17 protein-coding genes are annotated in these 22,716 nt (G+C 61.1%); 11 read left to right on the top strand and 6 right to left on the bottom strand.

Features of this window, described 5'->3' with window-relative positions; all coding sequences use genetic code 11:
- Window positions 1–83: 83 nt before the first annotated feature.
- Window positions 84–5,825 carry a retention module-containing protein gene (locus tag ACA058_RS07420; protein ID WP_497638518.1) on the bottom strand — a complete coding sequence of 1,914 codons (5,742 nt, stop codon included), beginning with the start codon at window positions 5,823–5,825 and terminating at the stop codon, window positions 84–86.
- Window positions 5,826–6,418: 593 nt separating this feature from the next.
- On the opposite strand from ACA058_RS07420, the gene ACA058_RS07415 reads away from it, so the two are divergent.
- The 3 genes from ACA058_RS07415 (at window position 6,419) to ACA058_RS07405 (ending at window position 11,452) form a co-directional block, all read left to right on the top strand.
- Entirely contained in the window at window positions 6,419–7,777 is a 1,359-nt protein-coding gene (locus ACA058_RS07415; protein ID WP_497638517.1) for a TolC family outer membrane protein, read from the top strand.
- Window positions 7,778–7,918: 141 nt separating this feature from the next.
- Entirely contained in the window at window positions 7,919–10,078 is a 2,160-nt protein-coding gene (locus ACA058_RS07410; protein WP_497638516.1) for a type I secretion system permease/ATPase, read from the top strand.
- A 9-nt stretch (window positions 10,079–10,087) separates the two neighbouring features.
- Window positions 10,088–11,452 carry an HlyD family type I secretion periplasmic adaptor subunit gene (locus tag ACA058_RS07405; RefSeq protein WP_497638515.1) on the top strand — a complete coding sequence of 455 codons (1,365 nt, stop codon included), beginning with the start codon at window positions 10,088–10,090 and terminating at the stop codon, window positions 11,450–11,452.
- A gap of 115 nt (window positions 11,453–11,567) precedes the next feature.
- Here ACA058_RS07405 and ACA058_RS07400 read toward each other — a convergent pair whose 3' ends face one another.
- Together ACA058_RS07400 and ACA058_RS07395 are read right to left on the bottom strand one after the other, a co-directional pair.
- A complete protein-coding gene (locus ACA058_RS07400) occupies window positions 11,568–12,161 on the bottom strand; it encodes a tRNA-uridine aminocarboxypropyltransferase (RefSeq protein ID WP_497638514.1) in 594 nt (197 codons plus the stop codon).
- Between the two features lie 5 nt (window positions 12,162–12,166).
- Window positions 12,167–13,060 (bottom strand): LysR family transcriptional regulator, encoded by an 894-nt coding sequence (locus ACA058_RS07395; RefSeq protein WP_007984914.1) that lies wholly within the window; start codon window positions 13,058–13,060, stop codon window positions 12,167–12,169.
- A 365-nt stretch (window positions 13,061–13,425) separates the two neighbouring features.
- Between ACA058_RS07395 and speB the strand changes: the two genes are divergently transcribed.
- The 6 genes from speB to ACA058_RS07365 all read left to right on the top strand — a co-directional run bounded on the left by speB (window position 13,426) and on the right by ACA058_RS07365 (window position 19,035).
- Window positions 13,426–14,376 carry an agmatinase gene (speB, locus tag ACA058_RS07390; protein ID WP_008060136.1) on the top strand — a complete coding sequence of 317 codons (951 nt, stop codon included), beginning with the start codon at window positions 13,426–13,428 and terminating at the stop codon, window positions 14,374–14,376.
- Window positions 14,377–14,385: 9 nt separating this feature from the next.
- Window positions 14,386–14,808, top strand: a complete 423-nt coding sequence (locus ACA058_RS07385) for a YybH family protein (protein ID WP_497638513.1) — start codon at window positions 14,386–14,388, stop codon at window positions 14,806–14,808.
- Window positions 14,809–14,862: 54 nt separating this feature from the next.
- Window positions 14,863–16,371: a purine-cytosine permease family protein gene (locus ACA058_RS07380; protein ID WP_497638512.1), complete on the top strand. Its 1,509-nt coding sequence runs from the start codon at window positions 14,863–14,865 to the stop codon at window positions 16,369–16,371.
- A 163-nt stretch (window positions 16,372–16,534) separates the two neighbouring features.
- On the top strand, window positions 16,535–17,905 hold the full coding sequence (locus ACA058_RS07375; RefSeq protein ID WP_497638511.1) for a sodium:solute symporter family protein: 1,371 nt from the start codon (window positions 16,535–16,537) through the stop codon (window positions 17,903–17,905).
- An 85-nt stretch (window positions 17,906–17,990) separates the two neighbouring features.
- On the top strand, window positions 17,991–18,716 hold the full coding sequence (locus ACA058_RS07370) for an MBL fold metallo-hydrolase (RefSeq protein ID WP_497638510.1): 726 nt from the start codon (window positions 17,991–17,993) through the stop codon (window positions 18,714–18,716).
- Window positions 18,717–18,783: 67 nt separating this feature from the next.
- Window positions 18,784–19,035 (top strand): acyl carrier protein, encoded by a 252-nt coding sequence (locus tag ACA058_RS07365; protein WP_497638509.1) that lies wholly within the window; start codon window positions 18,784–18,786, stop codon window positions 19,033–19,035.
- Between the two features lie 78 nt (window positions 19,036–19,113).
- Here ACA058_RS07365 and ACA058_RS07360 read toward each other — a convergent pair whose 3' ends face one another.
- From ACA058_RS07360 to ACA058_RS07350, 3 genes are all read right to left on the bottom strand, one after another.
- Window positions 19,114–19,242, bottom strand: a complete 129-nt coding sequence (locus ACA058_RS07360; protein WP_007914492.1) for a PA1414 family protein — start codon at window positions 19,240–19,242, stop codon at window positions 19,114–19,116.
- Window positions 19,243–19,428: 186 nt separating this feature from the next.
- Window positions 19,429–20,361 carry a DMT family transporter gene (locus ACA058_RS07355; RefSeq protein WP_497638508.1) on the bottom strand — a complete coding sequence of 311 codons (933 nt, stop codon included), beginning with the start codon at window positions 20,359–20,361 and terminating at the stop codon, window positions 19,429–19,431.
- Window positions 20,362–20,394: 33 nt separating this feature from the next.
- Window positions 20,395–21,231 (bottom strand): CvfB family protein, encoded by an 837-nt coding sequence (locus ACA058_RS07350; protein WP_020795405.1) that lies wholly within the window; start codon window positions 21,229–21,231, stop codon window positions 20,395–20,397.
- Between the two features lie 348 nt (window positions 21,232–21,579).
- Between ACA058_RS07350 and ACA058_RS07345 the strand changes: the two genes are divergently transcribed.
- Both ACA058_RS07345 and ACA058_RS07340 read left to right on the top strand, forming a co-directional pair.
- The gene (locus ACA058_RS07345; RefSeq protein WP_172668627.1) at window positions 21,580–21,768 is read left to right on the top strand and encodes a PFL_1563 family small protein; all 189 of its coding nucleotides are present in this window, start codon (window positions 21,580–21,582) and stop codon (window positions 21,766–21,768) included.
- 206 nt (window positions 21,769–21,974) lie between these two features.
- The gene (locus tag ACA058_RS07340; RefSeq protein WP_497638507.1) at window positions 21,975–22,697 is read left to right on the top strand and encodes a TorF family putative porin; all 723 of its coding nucleotides are present in this window, start codon (window positions 21,975–21,977) and stop codon (window positions 22,695–22,697) included.
- The last annotated feature ends 19 nt before the right edge of the window (window positions 22,698–22,716 follow it).

Genomic DNA, 22,716 nt, shown 5'->3' with positions numbered 1-22,716 from the left:
TCGAACACAAACGCTTTTGTCGCAGGCAAAAAAAACCGCCCTCCCTTTCACAGGGATGGCGGTTTTTTCGTTGCGGTTTCAGGTCACACGGTATCCACCTTCAGCGAATGGTCATTGAGCATGCCGTTGATGATGGTTGCCGTGTCCGCTCCGCCAATGACCCCGCCCGCCCCCGGCGTAACCCCATAGTGACTGGCCAGGTTGACACCCGCCAGGTCGATGGTCTGGTTCGGCGCCGCGGCGGCCATGGCACTGACGTCGATGCTGGTCACCAGTGAAGCGCCGCTGCCGCTGACGGTGAAGTGCAGGTAGCCATCCAGTGAGGCCGCGGTGCTGTTCTCCCCTTGCAGCAGTTGCGACAGGTCGAGCTTGTCGGCACCCGGTGTAAAGTCGGTGATGACGTCGTGGCCGCTGTTGCCGTTGAGCCATTGGAAGGTGTCGGAACCACCGCCGCCTGTGAGGGTGTTGTTGCCCAATCCGCCGATCAGGAAGTCGTCGCCGCCTTCGCCGTTGAGCACGTCGTTGCCCAGGCCGCCGGTGATGATGTTGCTATTGTTGTCTCCCGTGAGTGCGTCATTGAAGTTGGAGCCCGTCAGGTTTTCGATGGCGGTCAGGGTGTCGCTGCCCGCACCGAAGGTGTTCTGTGCGCCGGCCTCGCCGAGATTGACCGTGACACCGGCAGTGGCGTGGGCATAGCTTGCGGTGTCGATGCCCGTACCACCATCGAGCAAGTCGTTGCCCGGTCCGCTGTAGAGCGAGTCATTGCCGGCATCACCGTGCAGCTCGTTGTTGCCGGTGCCTGCGGTAAGAACGTCGTTACCGTCACCGGCATTGATGATGTTGTCGCCATTGCCGGCTACCAGTGTGTCATCCCCAGTCGTCCCGGTGAGGGTGTGGCCATCCTGGTAGCTGATGGTCATATTGGCGCTGTCGCTGCCGCCATGGTTGTCGCTGGCGGTGTAGGTGTGGTCCGGCGCGATGTCGTGGGCCCCGGAGTAATCGACGGTCATCTTCAACTGGTAGTTTTCAGCGCCGTTTGCGCCGTCGTCGGGGATGGTGGTGATGTGGATGTGATAGGTCGCATCCGACTTCGCCGTAATGGTCTGGTCATCCGCGATGGCGATGTAAGCGCCATCGTTGATCGAATATTCCATGCTGACTTGGCCGGCTGTCAGGTTGTGATCCAGGTTGAGGGTTTCCCCCTGCTTGAGATTGACGGTGATCAGGTTATCGTTGTGATGGCCGTTGACCGAACCCAGCGCTCCGCTGACCACCAGGACCGCGGTCATGGCCGCCGTGTTGGCGACGAAGGTGCTACGGGCAATGGCGACATTGCTGCCGGAGAAACTGTAGGTCTGTTTGGTTCCGGTGAAGTCCGCCCCTTTTGCTATCAGCTCCTGGCCGTCCTGGTTCAGGGCTTTTTCGTAGACGGTCATGTCGCTGTCGCAGGCCGGGACCAGGGAGCTGTTGTGCACGTCGATGGTCACCGTGGTGGTGCTTTCGTCACCGTCACCATCGCGCAGGGTGTAGGTGAACAAGTCGCTCGCGCCCGGGCCGCTTACCGAATTCGGGTAGCTGTGGTACAGCGCGGTGCCCGCCGCATCCAAAGTCAGGTAGCCGTAGGTGCCATTGATCTGGCTGTTCAAGCCGCCATGCACCGGGGTCAAGGTATCGGAACCGGCGCGTACGCCGACCACGCCACCGCCAGCGAACTGGCCATCGGCACCCGCGTTATCGTTCCACAACACATTGCCGCCGATGTAGCCGCCTTCTCCCACCGAGGCTATGTCCGGGGTAGCGGTCGGCACGTCATCGACAATGTTGACCACGATGGTGCTGGTGGCGACGTTGCCCAGGGCATCGGTGGCCTGGTAGGTAAAGCTTTCATGCAGGGTGTTGGCGCCATCGTTGGCAGGCGGCGTGGTGCTGGCTGGCGAGGTCAGGGTGTAGGTGTAGCTGCCGTCGGCATGTAGCAGCAGTTGGCCGTAGGTGCCGATGGCGTTGCTGACCAGGCTGTAGATGATGGCCCCGCTGCCGCCGTGGACCGCGCCGACCAGGGTGCCGCTGGCGGTTTCGCCGGTGTTGCACGGCTGGTCCAGGGCATTTTCGTAGACGGTCACGTCGTGGTCGCTGGCCGCGACCAGGCAACTGTTATGTACGTCGATGGTGACGGTGGTGGTGCTCTCATCACCGTCGGCATCGCGCAGGGTGTAGGTAAACACGTCGCTCGCACCCGGGCCGCTCACCGAGTTCGGGTAGCTGTGGTACAGCGCGGTGCCCGCCGCATCCAGCGTCAGGTAGCCGTAGGTGCCGTTGATCTGGCTGTTCAGGCCGCCATGTACCGGGGTCGAGGTGTCGGCGCCGGCGCGCACGCCGACCACGCCGCCGCCGGCGAACTGGCCATCGGCCCCCGCGTTGTCGTTCCACAACACATTGCCGCCGATGTAGCCGCCCTCTCCCACCGTGGCAATATCAGGAATTGCGGTGGGCACGTCATCGACGATGTTGATCACGATGGTGCTGGTAGCGACATTGCCCTGGGCGTCAGTGGCCTGGTAGGTAAAGCTTTCATGCAGGGTGTTGGCGCCATCGTTGGCAGGCGGCGTGGTGCTGGCTGGCGAGGTCAGGGTGTAGGTGTAGCTGCCGTCGGCATGTAGCAGCAGTTGGCCGTAGGTGCCGATGGCGTTGCTGACCAGGCTGTAGGTGATGGCGCCGCTGCCGCCATGGACTGCGCCGACCAGGGTGCCGCTGGCGGTTTCGCCGGTGTTGCACGGCTGGCTGCCATTCACGCTGCCGGGGGCCAGGTCTTGGCCGTCCCGGTACAGGTCCAGGGCATTTTCGTAGACGGTCACGTCGTGGTCGCTGGCCGCGACCAGGCAACTGTTATGCACGTCGATGGTGACGGTTGTGGTGCTCTCATCACCGTCGGCATCGCGCAGGGTGTAGGTAAACACGTCGCTCGCACCCGGCCCGCTCACCGAGTTCGGGTAGCTGTGGTACAGCGCGTTGCCCGCCGCATCCAAAGTCAGGTAGCCGTAGGTGCCATTGATCTGGCTGTTCAAGCCGCCATGCACCGGGGTCAAGGTATCGGAACCGGCGCGTACGCCGACCACGCCACCGCCAGCGAACTGGCCATCGGCCCCCGCGTTGTCGTTCCACAACACATTGCCGCCGATGTAGCCGCCTTCTCCCACCGTGGCAATATCAGGAATTGCGGTCGGCACGTCATCGACGATGTTGATCACGATGGTGCTGGTAGCGACATTGCCCTGGGCGTCAGTGGCCTTGTAGGTGAAGCTTTCATGCAGGGTGTTGGCGCCGTCGTTGGCCTGCGGCGCGGTGCTGGCTGGCGAGGTCAGGGTGTAGGTGTAGCTGCCGTCGGCATGTAGCAGCAGTTGGCCGTAGGTGCCGATGGCGTTGCTGACCAGGCTGTAGGTGATGGCGCCGCTGCCGCCATGGACTGCGCCGACCAGGGTGCCGCTGGCGGTTTCGCCGGTGTTGCACGGCTGGCTGCCATTCACGCTGCCGGGGGCCAGGTCCTGGCCGTCCCGGTACAGGTCCAGGGCATTTTCGTAGACGGTCACGTCGTGGTCGCTGGCCGCGACCAGGCAACTGTTATGTACGTCGATGGTGACGGTGGTGGTGCTCTCATCACCGTCGGCATCGCGCAGGGTGTAGGTAAACACGTCGCTCGCACCCGGGCCGCTCACCGAGTTCGGGTAGCTGTGGTACAGCGCGGTGCCCGCCGCATCCAGCGTCAGGTAGCCGTAGGTGCCGTTGATCTGGCTGTTCAGGCCGCCATGTACCGGGGTCGAGGTGTCGGCGCCGGCGCGCACGCCGACCACGCCACCGCCGGAGCCATCGGCGCCGCCGACGTCGTTCCACAGCACGTTGCCGGTGACGGTGCCGCCCTCTCCCACCGAGGTCGCATCGGAGTTGGCGGTCGGCAGGTCGTCGACGACCTTGACGTTGATTTCCCCACGCGCCTCGCTGCCGTCGGCATCGATGGCGATGACTTCGAAGTTCTCGGTGATGCTGTTGGCGCCGTCGGCGTTGGGGTGGGTGTCGGTGTAGTTCAGGGTGTAGCTGTAACTCACCACGCCGGTGGCCGGGTCAAAACCGGTGACGGTCAGGGTGCTGCCCAGCCAGGTGCTGCCGGAGATCGGCAAGCCCTGCACCACGCCACCACTGATGATCTCGACGCCGGAAATGCTCAGGCTCTGCAGGCCGTCCGGGGCGTTGACGGTGAAGGTCCCGTGCTGAGTCAGCGCCGGGGCGTCGGGGTCGCTGCCGTAGGTGAGGTTTTTCTCGTAGACGGTCAGTTCGCCGCCTTCGACGTCCAGGCCGCCGAGGGTCACCCCGTCATCGTTATTGTGCACGTTCAGCACCAGGTTGGCGGTGCTGCTGTCGCCGTCGGCATCGGTCAGGGTGTAGGTGAAGGTCTCGGTGCCGTTGCCGCCGGCGTGCAAGGCCTTGAAGTCGGCGTCGCCAGGGTTGAGGGTGTAGGTGTAGGTGCCGTTGGCATTGAGCACCAGGGTGCCGTAGGTGCCGATGAAGGTGCCGGGAGTGATCGGGCCGCTGTTGGGGCCGGTTGCTACGCGGTCGGCGCCTTGCAGGTCGTTGCCGAGGACGTTGCCTTCGAGGGTGTGCAGGGTTTCCGAGGCGGTGTTGAGGTTGTTGTCATCGATTGCCTTGGGCACGTCGTCGACGATGTTGACGTCCAGGGAACCGGTGGCGGTGTCGCCGTTGCTGTCACCGGCAACCACGGTGAAGTGTTCGCTGAGTTGGGTGCCGTCACCGGTCGAATGGGTTTCGCTGCCGTTGAGGGTGTAGCTGTAACTCACCACGCCCGTGGTCGGGTTGTACCCGGTGATGGTCAGGGTGCTGCCCAGCGGCGTGGTGATCGACTGCGGAAAACCGTTGGCCACGCCAGCGCTGATCACGTTGATCCCGCCGATGCTCAGGCTGCTCAGCCCATCAGGCGCCGTGACGGTGAAGGTGCCGTTCTGGGTCAGCTCGCCGGGATTGCTCGCCGAACCTTCGGCAAGGTCGGCTTCGTTGATGGTCAGTTCACCGCCCTCCACCGACAGTCCGGTGAGGGTGACCGGATTATTCTCGGGCGGCGTGACAACAGGTGGTATGACTTCAGGCGGCGTGACAACAGGTGGTATGACTTCAGGCGGTGTGACGTCGGGAGGTGTGACTCCAGGTGGGGTGTCGGCGGGAGGTATGACTTCAGGTTGTGTGTCGGCGGGAGGCAGTGTGACGACTGGCGGCGTAATCAGCGGTGCAGTGACTCCGTCGTCGGGGTTGTGATTGCCGTCGTGCCGCGCCAGCGGGAACTCCGGAATGCCGTTAAACCCGGCGGTGGGGAAGCCAATGGTCGGATCGACATGCCCTCCCACTTCTTCGAGCATGACGAAACTGTGGCCCCCGCCGAGTGCTCCCCCGGCAGGTCCTGTCGAACCCGGGCCGGCCGCCGTGGCTTCAGCGGTCTGGGTCGGGTCGTCACCGGCGGCAATGGCTTTTTGCAGTTGCTCGACATCAGTCAGCTGCGCCTGGCTCGGGGTCGACGCTTGCGCCGTATCCACATGGGGCGATGAGTGCTCCAGCAACTGGGCAGTCATTTGCAGGCTACTGTCGCGGCCCAGCGTCAGTTCCTGGCCGTTTTGCAGATGCACCGCCACCGCGCCTTCGGCCCCGGTCACCAGTTGATCGCCGGCAAACAACCGGTCCCCTTCGATCAGCACTCGACGGGTGCCATCACCCGCCACCGCGAAGACCTGACCGATAACCTTGCTGACGATACCGATGAGCGTAGCCATGTGCATTCCCTCCGCTGCCAACGCTTTGTCGGCACCCTGGTTTATGCGGAGAACATGCACATGGCTCAGTGGGTTATCTGGCGGATCGCCTGCCGGTCAATACGGGTTACACGAAGTAAGCCGTTGCCCTGACGTGGATCTCGTCCAGCGTATTGCTCGCGGCCCGTGTCCGCGACCTGGGTAACCCCTTTGCAATCAATGGCATTGGGCTACCTGTCGAAAACAACGTAATCCGCCAGCGATGCGTAACAGTCCTGAATCACCTCAGCGACAAAAAACCGTCACCCCAGTCTGCGCCGCGTCCCTCCCCTCCAGCACTTCTCCGCTCTTTGTTGATAAGTGAATTTGAACTTTCCGAAAGCCCAGATGTGCGCCATAAGGCGCATAAATCAAGGGCTTTCGCAGTGAACAATGTGCTGGATTTTGCAGAGTACATAAGTTTTTTTTGGCATAAATCTTATGAGAAAAACTTCTTAGGTGCGCCTGAAAATGTTCTTAGCTCTCTTGTTACAAGCATGAAACAGTTTTACCTATAAATGTCGTCAAATAATTGGCGACGCATAAAGCACCATCAGGATTCAGGGAGATGCACGATGCGCCTATTAACCCCCCTTTCCAGCGCGGTTTTGCTGGCAATTGCCTGCAGTTCACAAGCGCAAGCCATGTCACTGACTGAAGCGATTCAGAGCACTATCGCGACCCACCCGGAGCTGGCATCGCGGGTGGACAGCCGTCTGTCGGCTGACGAAGACGTGAAAGTCGCCAAGGGGGGCTTTTATCCATCGGTGGACCTGAATGCCGCGTACGGGCGCGGGTACAGCGACAACACCAACACCCGGGCGCTGGGCAATCACCACACCGAAATTCTCAATTACACCCAGTCAGAACTGCGTCTGCGGCAGATGCTCTTCGATGGGTTCAACACCGCCAACGAAGTCGAGCGTACCAAGGGCGTCGTCAACTCCCGGGCGTATTACGCCCAGGGCACCGCCCAGGACCTGGCCTTGCGCACCACCGAGGTCTACCTCGAAGTGCTCAAGCGTCGCGAGCTGGTGACGCTGGCCAAGAACAACCTGCAAGCGCACTTGCGGGTCAACGACCAGATCGGCCTGCGCACCGAACGTGGGATCGGCAGCAACGCTGACGCCGATCAGTCCACGGCTCGCCGGGCACTGGCGGAAAACAACCTCGACACCGCCGAAGTCGATCTGGCCGACGCCGAGTCGAACTTCGCCGCCGTCGTCGGGCGGCTGCCCGATGAACTCGAAGCCCCGCCGTCGATCCGTGGCGAACTGCCAGCCTCCCTGACGGATGCCCAGCAAAGCATGGTGGACAACAACCCGTACCTGAAATCCGCCCAGGCCGACGTGCAATCGGCCGAGAGCCAGTACGAAGTCGCCAAGTCGCCGTTCTACCCGCGCTTCGACGCCGAAGCCGCGGTGGGCGCGAACAACAACATCGCGGGCGAAGAAGGCCATGACAACGAATGGCGGGTCGGTGTGGTGATGAACTACAACCTGTTCCGTGGCGGAAGTGACAAGGCGCGCCTGCAGTCCGATGCCCACAAGATCAATCAGGCGATGGACATCCGCAACAACGCCCTGCGCCAGCTCAACGAAAACATTAACCTGGCCTGGAACGCGATGGTCAACGCCAGGAAACAAACCCCGACCGCCCGTGAGTACGCCGATACCAGCGGACGCGTGCGCGTGGCGTATCAGGATCAGTTCGGCCTCGGCCAACGTACCCTGCTCGACCTGCTGGACAGCGAAAACGAGCTTTACAACGCCAACCGCCGCTACACCGAAGTACGCTACACCGAGGAGTATTCGATGTACCGTGTGCTGGCGAACATGGGCCAATTGCTGAACAAGCAACGCGTGGTGCTGCCCGCCGACGCAATCGCCCAGGCCGAAGTGAAGAGTGAAGCTCGCCTGCCTGAACTCAAATGAACACCCCTGTAGGAGCTGCCGCAGGCTGCGATCTTTTGATTTTGCTTTTAAAAACAAGATCAAAAGATCGCAGCCTGCGGCAGCTCCTACAGGGGGAGAGATACCCATGCCATTTGCCGTAGCGCAACGGGAGCGATCACTGTGACCAGCATGGAAACCGCCAACACCGGTGTCGATCCACGCTTGAGCTTCGATGACCCGCTTCTGGACGGTCTGTTGATCCTCTGCAAACTCCACGGCGCGACGGTCAGTCGCGCCAGCCTGAGTGCCGGGCTGCCTATGGCACACCAACGCCTGAGCCTGGACCTGCTGCCCCGCGCAGCGGCCCGGGCGGGATTGCAGGCGCGCCTGCTGCGCCGCGACCTCAAAGACATCTCTGCCCTGAACCTGCCGGTGCTGCTGTTGCTCAACAACGGCCGTACCACTGTGCTGCGCCGCTATGGCGAGGATGGCCGGGTCCTGGTGCTGCCCAGCGAAGCCGATGGCGGCGAACAATGGACCACTACACAAGAGCTTGCCGGGCATTACAGTGGCCAGGCGCTGTTCGCCCGGCCACGGCATGAACTCGAAGACCTTCGTTCACCGCTGGTACCGCGCGTAGAGGCGTGGTTTCGCGACACCCTGAAGCTGTCGAAATGGTTGTACAGCGATGCGATCCTGGCGAGTTTCCTGATCAATCTGCTGGGGCTGATGGTGCCGCTGTTCGTGATGCAGACCTACGACCGCGTAGTGCCGAACCAGGCCACCTCGACCTTGTGGGTGCTGTCCATCGGCTTGCTGATCGGCACCGGGTTCGAACTGGTGCTGCGGGTGGTGCGCGCGCATTTACTGGACACCGCCGGCAAGAAGACCGACGTGATTCTCTCGGCGACCCTGTTCGAGCGCATCACCGGCATGGCGATGAAAGCCAAGCCTGCGACCATCGGTGGCTTTGCCCAGAGCATTCACGATTTTCAGGGCCTGCGCGAATTCCTTACCGCCGTGACCCTCACCAGCCTGATCGACCTGCCCTTTGCCCTGCTGATGCTGGTAGTGATCGGTCTGTTGGGCGGCTGGCTGGTGGTAATTCCGGTCCTGGCGTTTCCGATCACGATCATTTTCGCCATGATCATTCAGGCGCGCTTGCGCGACACCGTGCAGAAAAGCCTGAGCCTGGGCGCCGAACGCCAGGCCCTGCTGATCGAAACCATCGGCGGCCTGGAAACCCTCAAGGCCTGCAGCGCCGAAAGCGAGCGCCAGCACAAATGGGAAAGCACCCACGGCGCCCTCACCCGCCTCGACAGCCATGCGCGTAACCTCTCGGCGCTGGCCACTAATGGCACGTTGTTCATCCAGCAGTTTTCCGGCATGGCGACCATCGTTGCCGGGGTCTACAGCATCATCGCGGGCAACCTCAGCGTCGGCGCGCTGGTGGCGACCTACATGCTCGGCAGCCGGGTACTGGCGCCGCTGGGACAAATCGCCGGCCTGATCACGCGCTACCAGCAAGCGCAAATGACCATGAAAAGCACCGACGCGCTGATGTCCCTGCCCCAGGAGCGCGATGCCAAACAACGGCCGCTGGAACGCACACAACTGCAAGGCGCCCTGGATGTGGTCGGCGTGACCTTCCACTACAACGGCCAGAACGCCCCGGCGCTGGCCAATGTCAGTTTCAGCGTGAAACCCGGCGAACGGATCGGCATCATCGGTCGCAGCGGCTCGGGCAAAAGCACCCTGGCGCGCCTGGTGATGGGGTTCTACGAACCGGCCCAAGGCCAATTGCTGCTCGATGGCCTGGACCTGCGCCAACTGGACGTCGCGGACCTGCGACATCAGATCGGCTACGTAGCCCATGACCTGCCGCTGCTGGCCGGCAGCCTGCGTGACAACCTGACCCTGGGCGCGCGCTACATCAGTGACTCGCGCATGCTCGAAGTGGCCGAACTGACCGGCGTCACCGAATTGGCCAGGCAACACCCGCAAGGCTTCGACCGCCCTGTCGGTGAGCGCGGGCAGTTGCTGTCCGGTGGTCAACGCCAAGCGGTATTGCTGGCCCGGGCGTTGTTACTCGACCCGCCGATCATGCTGCTCGACGAGCCCACCAGTGCCATGGACAACAGCAGCGAAGACGCCTTGCGGCAAAAACTCCACACCTGGGTCCAGGGCAAGACCGTGTTGCTGGTGACCCATCGCACCTCGATGCTCAGCCTGGTCGATCGCCTGGTGGTGCTGGACAACGGACGGATCGTCGCCGACGGCCCGAAAGAAGCGGTCATCGATGCATTGCGCAAGGGCCGTGTCGGCTCTGCGGCCGTCTAGGAGTTGCCTATGTCTGCTTCATCGGATTCTTCGAAAGCACGTGGCTACTTCGACAGCTTCGGCAAAAGTGCCGAAGCCGAGTTCATGCCGGAAACGGCTGGCGCCGCGTTGCAGGACTCCCCACGCTGGTCGCGGATCACCGTGTGGCTGACCGCCGCGTTGCTGATCAGCGCGTTGGCCTGGGCCAAGTTCGCGGTGCTGCAGGAAGTCACCATGGGCGAAGGCAAGGCGATTCCGTCGAGCAAGGTTCAGGTGATCCAGAACCTTGAGGGCGGCATCGTCACCGAGATCTTCGTGCGTGAAGGGCAAATGGTGAACAAGGGCGACACCTTGCTGCGCCTGGATGACACGCGCTACCTGTCGAACAAGGGCGAAAGCGAGGTCGATCGCTACGCGCTGACTGCACAGGTCGAACGCCTGTCGGCCGAAGCCGAAGGCCGGCCATTCAAGCTGTCAGAAGAGGTGATCGCCAAGGCGCCACAAGTCGCCGAAGACGAACGCTCGCTGTACGAACAGCGGCAACGTCGACTGGCCAGCGAACAACGCACGCTGACCGAACAACTGCGGCAAAAAACCCAGGAATTGGCGGAGTTTCGCTCGAAAGCGGGGCAATACGGCTCCAGTCTGGCGCTGGTCAACCAGGAGATGAACATGTCCGAGCCACTGGTCAAGACCGGCGCCGTGTCGCCGGTGGAGATCCTGCGGCTCAAGCGCAGCGCGGTGGAAATCCGTGGTTCGCTGAACGCCACCACCCTGGCCATTCCCCGGGCGGAATCGGCGATTGCCGAGATCAGGAGCAAGATCGACGAGTCCGAACAGTCGTTCCGCTCGGACGCGGCGAAAGAGCTGAATGAGAAACGCACCGACCTGTCGAAAATCACAGCCTCAAGCATTGCCATCGACGACCGCGTGACCCGCACCACGGTGCTCTCGCCGGTCAAGGGCATCATCAAGATGCTGAAGGTCAATACCATCGGCGGCGTGGTCCAGCCGGGCAGTGACATGGTGGAAATCGTGCCGCTGGAAGACAACCTGCTGATCGAGGCCAAGGTCCGGCCACAGGACGTGGCGTTCCTGCATCCTGGCCAGAAAGCCATGGTCAAGTTCAGTGCCTACGACTACACGATCTACGGCGGCTTGAGTGCCAAGCTGGAGCTGATCGGCGCGGACACCATCACCGATGACAAGGGCAACAGCTTCTACCTGATCCAGGTGCGCACCGATAAAAACCACCTCGGCGGGGACGCGAAACCATTGCTGATCATTCCGGGGATGGTGGCGACGGTGGATATCATTACCGGGGAAAAGACGGTGCTGGATTATCTGCTTAAGCCGGTGTTGAAAGCCCGGACGGAGGCGATGCGCGAGCGTTAACCACCGATCATTCCCACGCTCCGCGTGGGAATGCAGCCCGGGACGCTCCGCGTCCCTTTTACAAGCGTGACGCAGAGCGTCACAGGATGAATTCCCACGCAGAGCGTGGGAACTATCAGTGGGTGTGATTGCGTAAAAAAACCTCCTCCCCCATCGCCGCAATCTGCCCCTCGATCAACGCCTCGAACGGGCGCAACAGCGGTTCGAACGTTGTAGGCGCTTCAAGGGTTTCCAATGCCTGCACAATCGCCTCCACCGTCGACAACGCCCCCGGCCCCGGTGCCTTGCGCAATCGATAACGGGACACCCCGCCCTCGGTCAGCGTCACCCTCGGCAACGCTGCCAGCAACGGATTGAGATGCAGCATCTTGCGCGCCTTGCGCCAGGTGCCGTCGGGGACGACCAGCCACAGCGGCTCATCGGATGCGGCATACGTCTGCATCGGCTGCGCGTCCTCCCCGGGAAACAGCAACCGCGCCTGATAGCCCGGCTGATTCAACAACCTCGGCAGATCCTCGAACACCTCGCCGACGATCAACTCGGCATTCCTCAACCCAAGCGCCGCCAACCGCGCGGTATTCAGTGCATGGTTCACTTCGCTCGGGTGTTGCAACAGCAATACTCGGGTGCGGCTGTCGAGGCTGGGGATCAGCGGGCACAGGCAATGGCTTTGCGGGCGCAGACAGCGGGGACATTGAATTCTCGGCATCTTCTTCAAGCCTGGTTGAGTTGTGCTTTGAGCAGGTCGCGAAAGGTCTGGATCAGCGGCTCACGGCTGCGGCCACGGCGCACGATCATCGAGAACGGCGCCTGATAACCGAAGGTGGCCGGCAGCAACACCCGCAGGTCGCCCTTGTCGGCCCACGCCTGGGCGTAGTGTTCCGGCAAGTAACCGATGTAGGCGCCGGACAGCACCAGAATCAGCTGCGCCTCCATACTTTCCACGGTCGCGGCGCTGTGCTTGAAGCCGTGACGGGCCAGTTCGGCCTGGCTCCAGTAGCCGCGACCGACCATGCGTTGCTGGGTGATGACTTGCTCGGGGATGCGCCGCTCATTGAACAGCGGATGCCGTGTGCTGCAATACAACCAGTGTTGTTCGCGGTACAGCGGCATGTACACCAGACCGCTCATACGAGTGGAAAAAGCACCGATGGCCAGGTCGAGGCGGTTGTCCTGCACGCCCAGTTGCAGTTCGTAGGGGCTCATCACCGACAGGTGCAAGTGCACCGCCGGGTGCTCCTGGCTATAGGCGCCGATGGCTTCGGCGAACGGCAAGGCCTTGTCGCTGACCGTGGAGTCGATCACCCCCAGGTTCAGCGTGCCGCGTAATTCGCCCTTGAGGGCAGCGGCATATTGTTCGAAACCTTCTAGCTCGCCCAACAGACGCAGGGTCTCCTGATGAAACAGTTCACCCTTGCTGGTCAGGCTGAACCCGCCACGGCCGCGATGGCACAGCACCAGCCCCAGGGCGGATTCGAGCTGGCTCATGTAAGTGCTGATGGCCGACGTCGAGAGGTTGAGCTCTTGCTGGGCGTTGGCGAAGCCCTGATGACGCACCACGCTCACGAAAATGCGCAATAGTTTCAGGTCGGGTAAAGCGTTGGCCATGGGGGCTCCGATTGCATGGTCAGTTGTGGCGAGGGGATTTATCCCCGTTGGGTGGCGAAGCCGCCCCAGATCCTCAGATGTACCGCATGCACTGGGTTTACGACTGCTGCGCAGCCGAACGGGGCGGTGCGACGTTTCGCTGAATCCCCTCGCCACAGATAAATCCTCACCACAGGAGGTGCGGCACATGGCCGCAAGTCTATCTCCACCTTCGTCATTAGTTTAGAAAAATCTGAACTAAGTATTTGCCCGTAGCGATTCTTCCCGGCCACTACATTTCGCAGAATCGGCACCTACTCGTGGTACCCGTACTTCCGTGAACGGCGTAACCCAATAAATAAAACAACGACGATGAGGCCCTACCCGTGGACAAGATTCTTCACCAACCACTGGGCGGTAACGAAATGCCGCGCTTCGGCGGCATCGCCACCATGATGCGACTCCCCCATGTACCGACCGCTGCAGGTCTGGACGCTGCTTTTGTCGGCGTGCCGCTGGACATCGGTACCTCCCTGCGCCCTGGCACCCGTTTCGGGCCTCGTGAAATCCGCGCTGAATCGGTAATGATCCGCCCGTACAACATGGCCACCGGTGCCGCGCCGTTCGACTCGCTGTCGGTTGCCGACATCGGCGACGTGGCGATCAACACCTTCAACCTGCTGGATGCCGTACGGATCATCGAAGAATCCTACGACAACATCCTCGAACACGATGTGATCCCCCTGACCCTGGGTGGCGACCACACCATCACCCTGCCAATCCTGCGTGCCATCCATAAAAAGCACGGCAAGGTCGGCCTGGTGCACATCGACGCCCACGCCGATGTGAACGATCACATGTTCGGCGAGAAAATCGCCCACGGCACCACCTTCCGTCGCGCCGTCGAAGAAGGCCTTATCGACCCGGACCGTGTGGTCCAGATCGGTCTGCGCGCCCAGGGCTACACCGCTGACGACTTCAACTGGAGCCGCAACCAGGGCTTCCGTGTGGTTCAGGCCGAAGAGTGCTGGCACAAATCCCTGGCGCCACTGATGGCCGAAGTGCGCGAGAAAGTCGGCGGCGGTCCGGTGTACCTGAGCTTCGACATCGACGGTATCGATCCGGCCTGGGCACCTGGCACCGGCACCCCGGAAATCGGTGGCCTGACGACCATTCAGGCGATTGAAATCGTTCGCGGCTGCCAAGGCCTCGACTTGGTGGGTTGCGATCTGGTAGAAGTCTCGCCCGCTTACGACACAACCGGCAACACCTCGCTGCTGGCCGCCAACCTGCTGTACGAAATGCTCTGCGTACTGCCTGGCGTGGTCCATCGCTGAGGATCGGTCATGAATGAACGCGATCAGGTTTTGAAAGCAGCTGCCGATCTGGTATCCGCCTTCGCCCGCAACGATCGCGAAGCCTACTTCGGCGCATTCAGCGCCGACGCCAGCTTCGTCTTCTACACCCTCGAACAGCCGCTGCTGTCGCGCGATGCCTACCAGGCATTGTGGGACAGCTGGCGTGCCGAGGATGGCTTCGAAGTGCTTTCGTGCACCTCGAGCAACGCCTTCGTCAGCCTGCAAGGTGACGTGGCGATTTTCATCCATGACGTGGCCACCGAGCTGCGCATGCAAGGGGAGCAGCACTTTAGCCAGGAGCGCGAGACGATTGTTTTCAAGAAACAAGCGTCTGGCCAAGAACAACACGGCCTATGGCTGGCCTGCCACGAACATTTGTCCGCGATGCCGGAAGGGCTGCCACCCCCTTAGCCAAACAGGTGACGCTCACACACGATGGGCGCGCCTTTATGATCGGAGCAGATCATGAATAACAAAAACAACGAAAACAGCCTTAGCATCGAAACAAACGGGGTCGAACAGATCCCGGACAATGAGCGCACCGCCCGGCCCAGCGACCTGTTTCGCTTGATCTTCGGTGGCGCCAACACCTTTGCAACCGCCGTGCTCGGCAGTTTCCCGGTACTGTTCGGCCTGTCTTTCCAGGCGGGCGTCTGGGCGATTGTGCTGGGTGTGGTGCTCGGTGCATTGATCCTCGCGCCTATGGGCCTGTTCGGTCCGATCAACGGCACCAACAACGCCGTGTCTTCCGGCGCTCACTTCGGTGTGCACGGGCGCATCGTCGGTTCCTTCTTGTCGCTGTTGACCGCCATCGCGTTCTTCTCGCTCTCCGTCTGGAGTTCGGGCGACGCACTGGTAGGCGGCGCCAAACGCCTGATCGACCTGCCGGAAACCGACCTGACCCTGGGCCTGGCCTACGGTTTGTTCGCGCTGCTGGTGTTGACGGTGTGCATCTACGGGTTCCGCTTCATGCTGTGGGTCAACCGCATCGCGGTGTGGGCGGCCAGCCTGTTGTTCCTGCTGGGCATCTTCGCTTTTGCCCCGGCGTTCGACAGCCAGTACGCCGGCACTGTGGCCATGGGTCAGGCCGGTTTCTGGGCTGCGTTCATCGGCGCTGCGTTGGTAGCCATGAGCAACCCGATTTCCTTCGGCGCGTTCCTCGGCGACTGGTCGCGCTACATCCCGCGTGAAACGCCGAAAGGCCGGATCATGGTTTCGGTGATCGCTGCGCAACTGGCCACGCTGATTCCGTTCCTGTTCGGCCTCGCCACCGCCACCATCGTAGCGATCAAGGCACCGGACTACATCGCGGCCAACAACTATGTCGGCGGCCTGCTGGCGGTATCGCCGAGCTGGTTCTTCCTGCCGGTGTGCCTGATTGCGGTGATCGGCGGCATGTCCACCGGCACCACGTCGCTGTACGGCACCGGCCTGGACATGTCCAGCGTGTTCCCTCGGGTGCTGTCGCGGGTCAAGGCCACCCTGCTGATCGGTGTGATGTCGATTGCCTTCATCTTCATCGGTCGCTTTGCGGCGAACCTGGTGCAGAGCGTGTCGACCTTCGCCGTGCTGATCATCACCTGCACCACCCCGTGGATGGTGATCATGATCATCGGTCTGCTGGTGCGTCGCGGTTTCTACTGCCCGGATGACCTGCAGGTGTTCACCCGCGGCGAAAAAGGTGGCCGCTACTGGTTCACCCACGGCTGGAACTGGCGTGGCCTGGGTGCCTGGATCCCGAGCGCGGCCGTCGGCCTGTGCTTCGTGAACCTGCCGGGGCAGTTCGTCGGACCACTGGGCGAAATGGCCGGCGGTATCGACATCAGCCTGCCGGTAACCCTGGGCCTGGCCTCGCTGGTGTACCTGGCGCTGCTGAGTCTGTTCCCGGAATCGAGCGCGGTGTTCGGCCCAAATGATTCACGTAGCAAGAGCACAAGCATTACGACAAAACCTGAACTGCGTCAGCCGACCTGATGCAGATCCACCTGTGGGAGCGAGCCTGCTCGCGAAGATGGCGGCACATCCAACATAGATGTAGCTGACAGAACGCTTTCGCGAGCAGGCTCGCTCCCACAGAAAGCAGCCCCACAGAAACGACTTTGTTTCACATAAAAAAGACAATCGGAGACACGCCACAATGGCTTTGGATTTATTCGTCGTACTCATCTACGCCGCCGCGATGCTGATACTCGGCTACTACGGCATGCGCAAGGCCAAGACCAACGAAGACTTTTTGGTCGCCGGTCGTAACCTCGGCCCGAGCCTGTACATGGGCACCATGGCTGCCACCGTCCTCGGCGGCGCGTCCACCGTGCGTCTGGGCTACGTACATGGCATCTCCGGTTTCTGGCTGTGCGCCGCACTGGGTTGCGGGATCGTGGCGCTGAACCTGTTCCTCGCCAAACCGCTGTTGAAACTGAAGATCTACACCGTTACCCAGGTCCTGGAAAAACGCTACAACCCGATGGCCCGCTCCGCGAGCGCGGCGATCATGCTGGCGTACGCGCTGATGATCGGCGTGACCTCGATCCTGGCCATCGGCACTGTACTGCAAGTGCTGTTCGGCTTGCCATTCTGGGTCTCGGTACTGCTCGGTGGTGGCGTGGTGGTGATCTATTCGGCCATTGGCGGCATGTGGTCGCTGACCCTGACCGACATCGTCCAGTTCGTCATCAAGACCGTAGGCCTGATGTTCATCCTGTTGCCAATCTGCCTGTACCGCGTCGGCGGTTGGGATGAACTGGTGTTGAAACTGCCGGCGGCAAGCTTCAGCTTCACCACCATCGGTTGGGACACCATCATCACCTACTTCATGATCTACTTCTTCGGCATCCTGATCGGTCAGGACATCTGGCAACGGGTGTTCACCGTCAAGACCGCCAAAGTGGCCCAGGTCGCCGGTACGGTCGCCGGTGTCTACTGCATCCTCTACGGTCTGGCCTGCGCCCTGATCGGCATGGCTGCTCACGTACTGATCCCGGATCTGGACAACGTCAACAACGCTTTCGCCGCCATCGTCAAACTGTCCCTGCCGGACGGTATCCGTGGCCTGGTGATCGCTGCCGCACTGGCCGCCATGATGTCCACCGCCAGCGCCGGCCTGCTCGCCGCCGCCACCACCCTGACCGAAGACCTGCTGCCAAAACTGCGCGGCGGTAAACAGTCGAGCCTGGGGATGAACCGTCTGGTCACCATGCTGACCGGTATCGTGGTGCTGGGTATCGCCCTGGTGGTGAACGACGTGATCAGCGCCCTGACCCTGGCCTACAACCTGTTGGTGGGCGGCATGCTGATCCCGCTGATGGGCGCCATTTTCTGGAAGCGCGCCACTACCGCCGGCGCCATCGCCAGCATGGGCATGGGCTTCGCCACTGCGCTGCTGTTCATGTTCAAGGACGGCCTGGACGCCAACACGCCGATCTACTACAGCCTCGCCGTAGGCCTGGTGAGCTTCGTGGTGGTCAGCCTGCTGTCCCGTCGCCCGGCGATGCAGGCAAGCGCCGCCTAAGCTGAATATAACGACTTGATGCTTTCTTCGACGAGTGTGGCGTCGGTTGCCACACTCGTTTTTTTTCGTCTGGAGGAAACTGCCCATGAAGATCGTCGGTCGCGATCAGTGGTTCGAAGTCAAACAGCTCAGTGATGGCATCCGCCTGATTCACGAGCCCTATATTCGCCCCTTCTATCGCTGCAACCTTTGGCACATTCAAGGCCGCGACAAAGACCTGTTGCTGGACAGCGGCTCGGGGCTGGTCAGCCTGCGCGAACAACTGCCGTGGATCACCGAGCGGCCCTTGGTGGCGGTGGCCAGTCACTGCCATTTCGACCACATTGCCGGGCACCACGAATTCGCGCAGCGCCTGGTGCACCCGGCCGAAGCGGATATCCTTGCCGCACCGGACGGCAATAACGACTTGAGCAAAGCCTTTGTCGGCGACGACATGTTTGAAGCGCACCCCGATTGCCCATTGTGCTACGCCGAGTATCGGGTCAAGGCCGCACCGGCCACCGGCACGATCGACGAAGGCGATGTACTGGACCTGGGTAACCGGGTGCTGCAAGTGCTGCACACGCCGGGGCACTCGCCGGGCGGCATCAGCCTGTACGAAGCGGCAACCGAGACCCTGTTCAGCGGCGACATCATCTACGACGGGCCGTTGATCGAAGACGCCTACCACTCCAACCTCGATGATTACGCACGCAGCCTGCAGCGCTTGCGCGCCCTGCCGATCCATACGGTACATGGCGGGCATTTCGGCAGTTTTTCCGGGGTGCACCTGCGCCACATGATTGACCAGTGGCAACGCTCGCATGCCTGAAGCCTGCTGTACTCAACCTCAGGAACAACAGCAGGGACGATCACAACAACGCCGTCGAAGACCTTCCATGAAAAGAGCTGCCGTGCGCGCCGCCGTACATCACTTCATCAGCCGCCTGCTTGAAGGTCGGGATGACTTCGACGACAACGCCAGCCTGGCGCAATTGGGATTGGATAAAGCGGATATCGAAGACCTGATCTTCCATCTGGAAGACGAACTCGGCTTGACGGCGTTCACCGCCGAGGAAGACCGGATGCTCAAGACCGCCAGGACGGCGAACGACTTGAGCCGGTTCTTGATGGAGATCGGGCGGCATTGACCTGGCCGATCTCCCTGGAAGCACTCATTACTCATCAAGCAGCAGCCCTTGGCTGCTGCTGCAAAAACGGCGTTGCGCTTACCGGCGACGCTGCTGGCGTCGGCGCTGTTCGTCGTCGGTGCGAATTGGCACAGGTTGCAGAGGCGGTTCGATCAAACCGAGTGCAACACCCAGGTCGTGCAGCCAGTTTTGGATTTTCTCTTTCATGATGCCCCCTTCAGGGTAGTGCCGGGCGACCGGAATTCTGTAGTCGCTTCGCACTGATAATAGTCCGAAGTGCCGAGCAATGCTCGTCGAACATAGCAGCGATCTGTTACTGAATGGATCACAATCCGACGACATGAACTCAGCAAAGCGCTTTACCGATGGAGGGCAGCTTGCCTTGCAGCCCACTCAAGGCTGCCCAAGCGCTCTGCGCAAACGGCGACGCACCCACTGTTCAGCGCTGACAAAGGTAATCCCCAGCAACACCAGCACGGCACCGATGACGAAATTGAGGCTCAGCGCCTCCCCCAGCAGGACAACCCCAAACGTGACGCCGAACAAGGGCGTCATGAATGAAAACACCGCGAGGTTGGCCGCCAGATAACGGCGCAGCAACCAGAACCAGACCAGGTAGCTGAAGAACGACACCACGATGCCCTGGAACAGCACGCTGCCCACCGCCACGCTGGTCAGGCTGACATGGCTGATCTGGCCGCTGAGCAACGCAATCAGCAGCAGGCCGACGAAACCGACGATCAACTGGTAAAACAATGTCAGGGTCACCGGCGCCTCCGACAGACGCGAAGCGCGCACCACCACGGTGGTCGCCCCCCAGCAAGCCCCCGCCAGAACGCCCAACGCATCGCCCAGCAACATGCGGCGATCGAGGTTATCCCAGGACAACCCTGCGGCAAATGCAATACCGATCCCGATGAAGGCCAGGAAAATGCCCAGCCATTGCACAGGCCGCAAGCGCTCGCTCGGCAACAACCAGTGCACGCCCAACGCGGTGAAAATCGGCGCGGTGTAGAGGAACACCGACATGTGCGCCGCCGTGGTCAATTGCAGGCCTTCGGAAATGAACAGGAACTCCAGGCCAAACAAGGCCCCGGCCAACAGCCCGCCGCGCCAGGTGGCGCCCACCTGATCCCAGCCCCCCTTCCAGCAGATCAACAAGCCCACCAGCAGCGCGGACATGCCCGAACGCCCGGCTGCCTGCATGACCGGCGCAATATCGGGTGCCGCCCACTTGATCATCACCTGCTGAATGCCCCAGACCAGGCACAACGCCACCATCACTTGCAGGGCAAATCCATCGGCGCTGCGCCGGGTGGCGATCATCCTGATACCTCGACATCACAGAACATCGGCGACTCAGCTTAGTTCGATGCGATCGGCATGAATCACGATCTGGCCGTTCTTGTACAACGCGCCGATGGCCTTTTTGAAGTTGCCCTTGCTGACGCCAAACATGCTGCTGATCAGGGTCGGATCGCTTTTGTCGCTGACTGCCAGGCTGCCGTTGTTCTCGCGCAACTTGGCGAGGATCTTCGAGTTCAGGCTGCTGGCCGCTTCGACGCCCACCGGTTGCAGGCTCAGGCTGATCTTGCCGTCGCTACGAACTTCCTTGATGAAACCCTTCTCTTCCTTGCCGGCGCGCATGAACTTGAAGATTTCGTTCTTGTGGATCAGGCCCCAGTGCTTGTTGTTGATGATTGCCTTGAAACCCATGTCGGTGGCTTCGGCCACCAGCAAGTCAACTTCCTGCCCCGGGGTGTAGTTGGCGGGCGTCTTGTCCAGGTACCGATCCAGGCGCGCGGTCGCGGTAATGCGGCGGGTATGCTTGTCGAGGTAGACATGCACCACGGCGTATTCACCGGCCGTCATCTGGCGCTTTTCTTCCGAATACGGCAGCAACAGGTCTTTGGGCAGCCCCCAATCCAGGAACACGCCAATGCTGTTGACTTCAACAACTTTCAAACTGGCGAATTCACCGACTTGAACTTTCGGCTTTTCAGTAGTTGCGATGAGTTTGTCATCGCTATCCAGATAAACAAAAACGTTGAGCCAGTCTTCATCTTCGCTGGGAATATCCTTGGGAATATAACGATTAGGCAAGAGGATTTCGCCATCCGCGCCACCGTCCAGATATAAACCGAAGTTAGTGTGTTTAACCACTTGCAAACTGTTGTAACGCCCGACTAAAGCCATGTCCAATACCCTCATTACGTGGCGGCATTCTACCCGGTTTTAGCGGTCAGGTTCGCCAGTCAGCCCGGTGGCGTCAGAAATTCCCCGCAAAGCCTTAATTTTTCTCGGTTTTGCCATACTCGGGCCGCCGCTCGTCAGACCGGGCCGGCGATCATCCCGCCGCCTACCCTAGGCGAAACGCGGCTTTCCCAGCCACGTTCTTAGTTAAAACAGCGGCTTAGGGCAATATTGCAAATAACAACTTGCAATTTGTGGCGTCCCCACTCAATGTCCCCCAGCGGATATTTGCCAAGCAAATATGAAGTCAATCCTGTACGATGCCTGGCCAAGTTAATTTTCTACAGGTTAATGGCCGCCATGCGCGTAAAAGCATCCAACAGCAAAGCAAAGCCAGCTCCAGCCGTCGAAACCAGCGAGTCGATCAACAGCCAGATCGCTGCGTTCCTCAAATCCGGGGGTGAAATCCAGCAAATTGCCAAAGGTGTCAGCGGCCAGACATTCGGCCCATCCAAGCAGATCACCCTGGGCAAGAAGTAACACCCTGCGCTGCACCTGGTCCCTAAGCGCTTTGAGCATCGAAGCGCTTGGACTGGAACCTTGCAACACCCTCGCTTCAAACCCTCCAATCTTGTAGAAATCGACGAACGGCCCACCCGGCCTGTCATTCGTCGGTATCCTTGCACGCGTCTAGATCAAGCGTTTCAGCAGGCCCAAGCCTGCCCTCGCTGTTCATGGAGCGACGCATGCGCACACCCTCTTGTTTATCCTTGCTGCTCGGCGGCCTGCTGGCGTGTCCGGGGGTGCACGGGCAAATCTTTAAACGCGAGCTGGGGAATTTCGACCTCAAGCTCGGGACCAGCCCCAGCCGCAGCATGGCCCAGGGCCTCGTCAAGCCATCAGCCGTCGGTTCGTTTCATGGTGGCCTGGACCTGACCCATGACAGCGGTTTCTACGTCGGCCAATGGTCGCCGAGCATGGGCATCAGCCCGGGGAAAAACCTCGAAATCGACTCTTACGCGGGCTTCAAGCAACCCTTTGACCAGATTCTCGGCTACGAAGTGGGCATCATCCATTACAGCTACCCCGAAGTTGACACCCTCGACAGTCAGGAAGTGTTCGGTGGCCTGACCCTGCTGGGCAGCCGTTTCGGCGCAGCCTTGAGCAACGACCCAGACAAACAGAACAGCACGCTGTTTGCCGACCTGCGCGGCAACCAGCCGTTCGGCATCGGGGTCAGTATGAAATATACCACCCACCAGTTGAACACGCCGGTGGCGGTGGACGGCGGTCATGTCGGCAGCTTCACCGATTGGTCGGTGAAACTGTCCCGACCGTTCATGGGCATCGACCTCGATCTGATCTACAGCGATTCCAGCCTCAGTGGCAGCTATTGTTCAGCCTATACCGGGCAAAATAGCCAGTGCGACGCACTACTGACCCTCAAGGCCGAACGCGCGTTCTATTGATGGGCTGAACTGCCGGGTT

This window comes from Pseudomonas sp. LBUM1649, from assembly GCF_059716155.1.
Note: the sequence above shows the minus strand (reverse complement) of the source record. Positions and strands in the feature narration are given on the sequence as shown.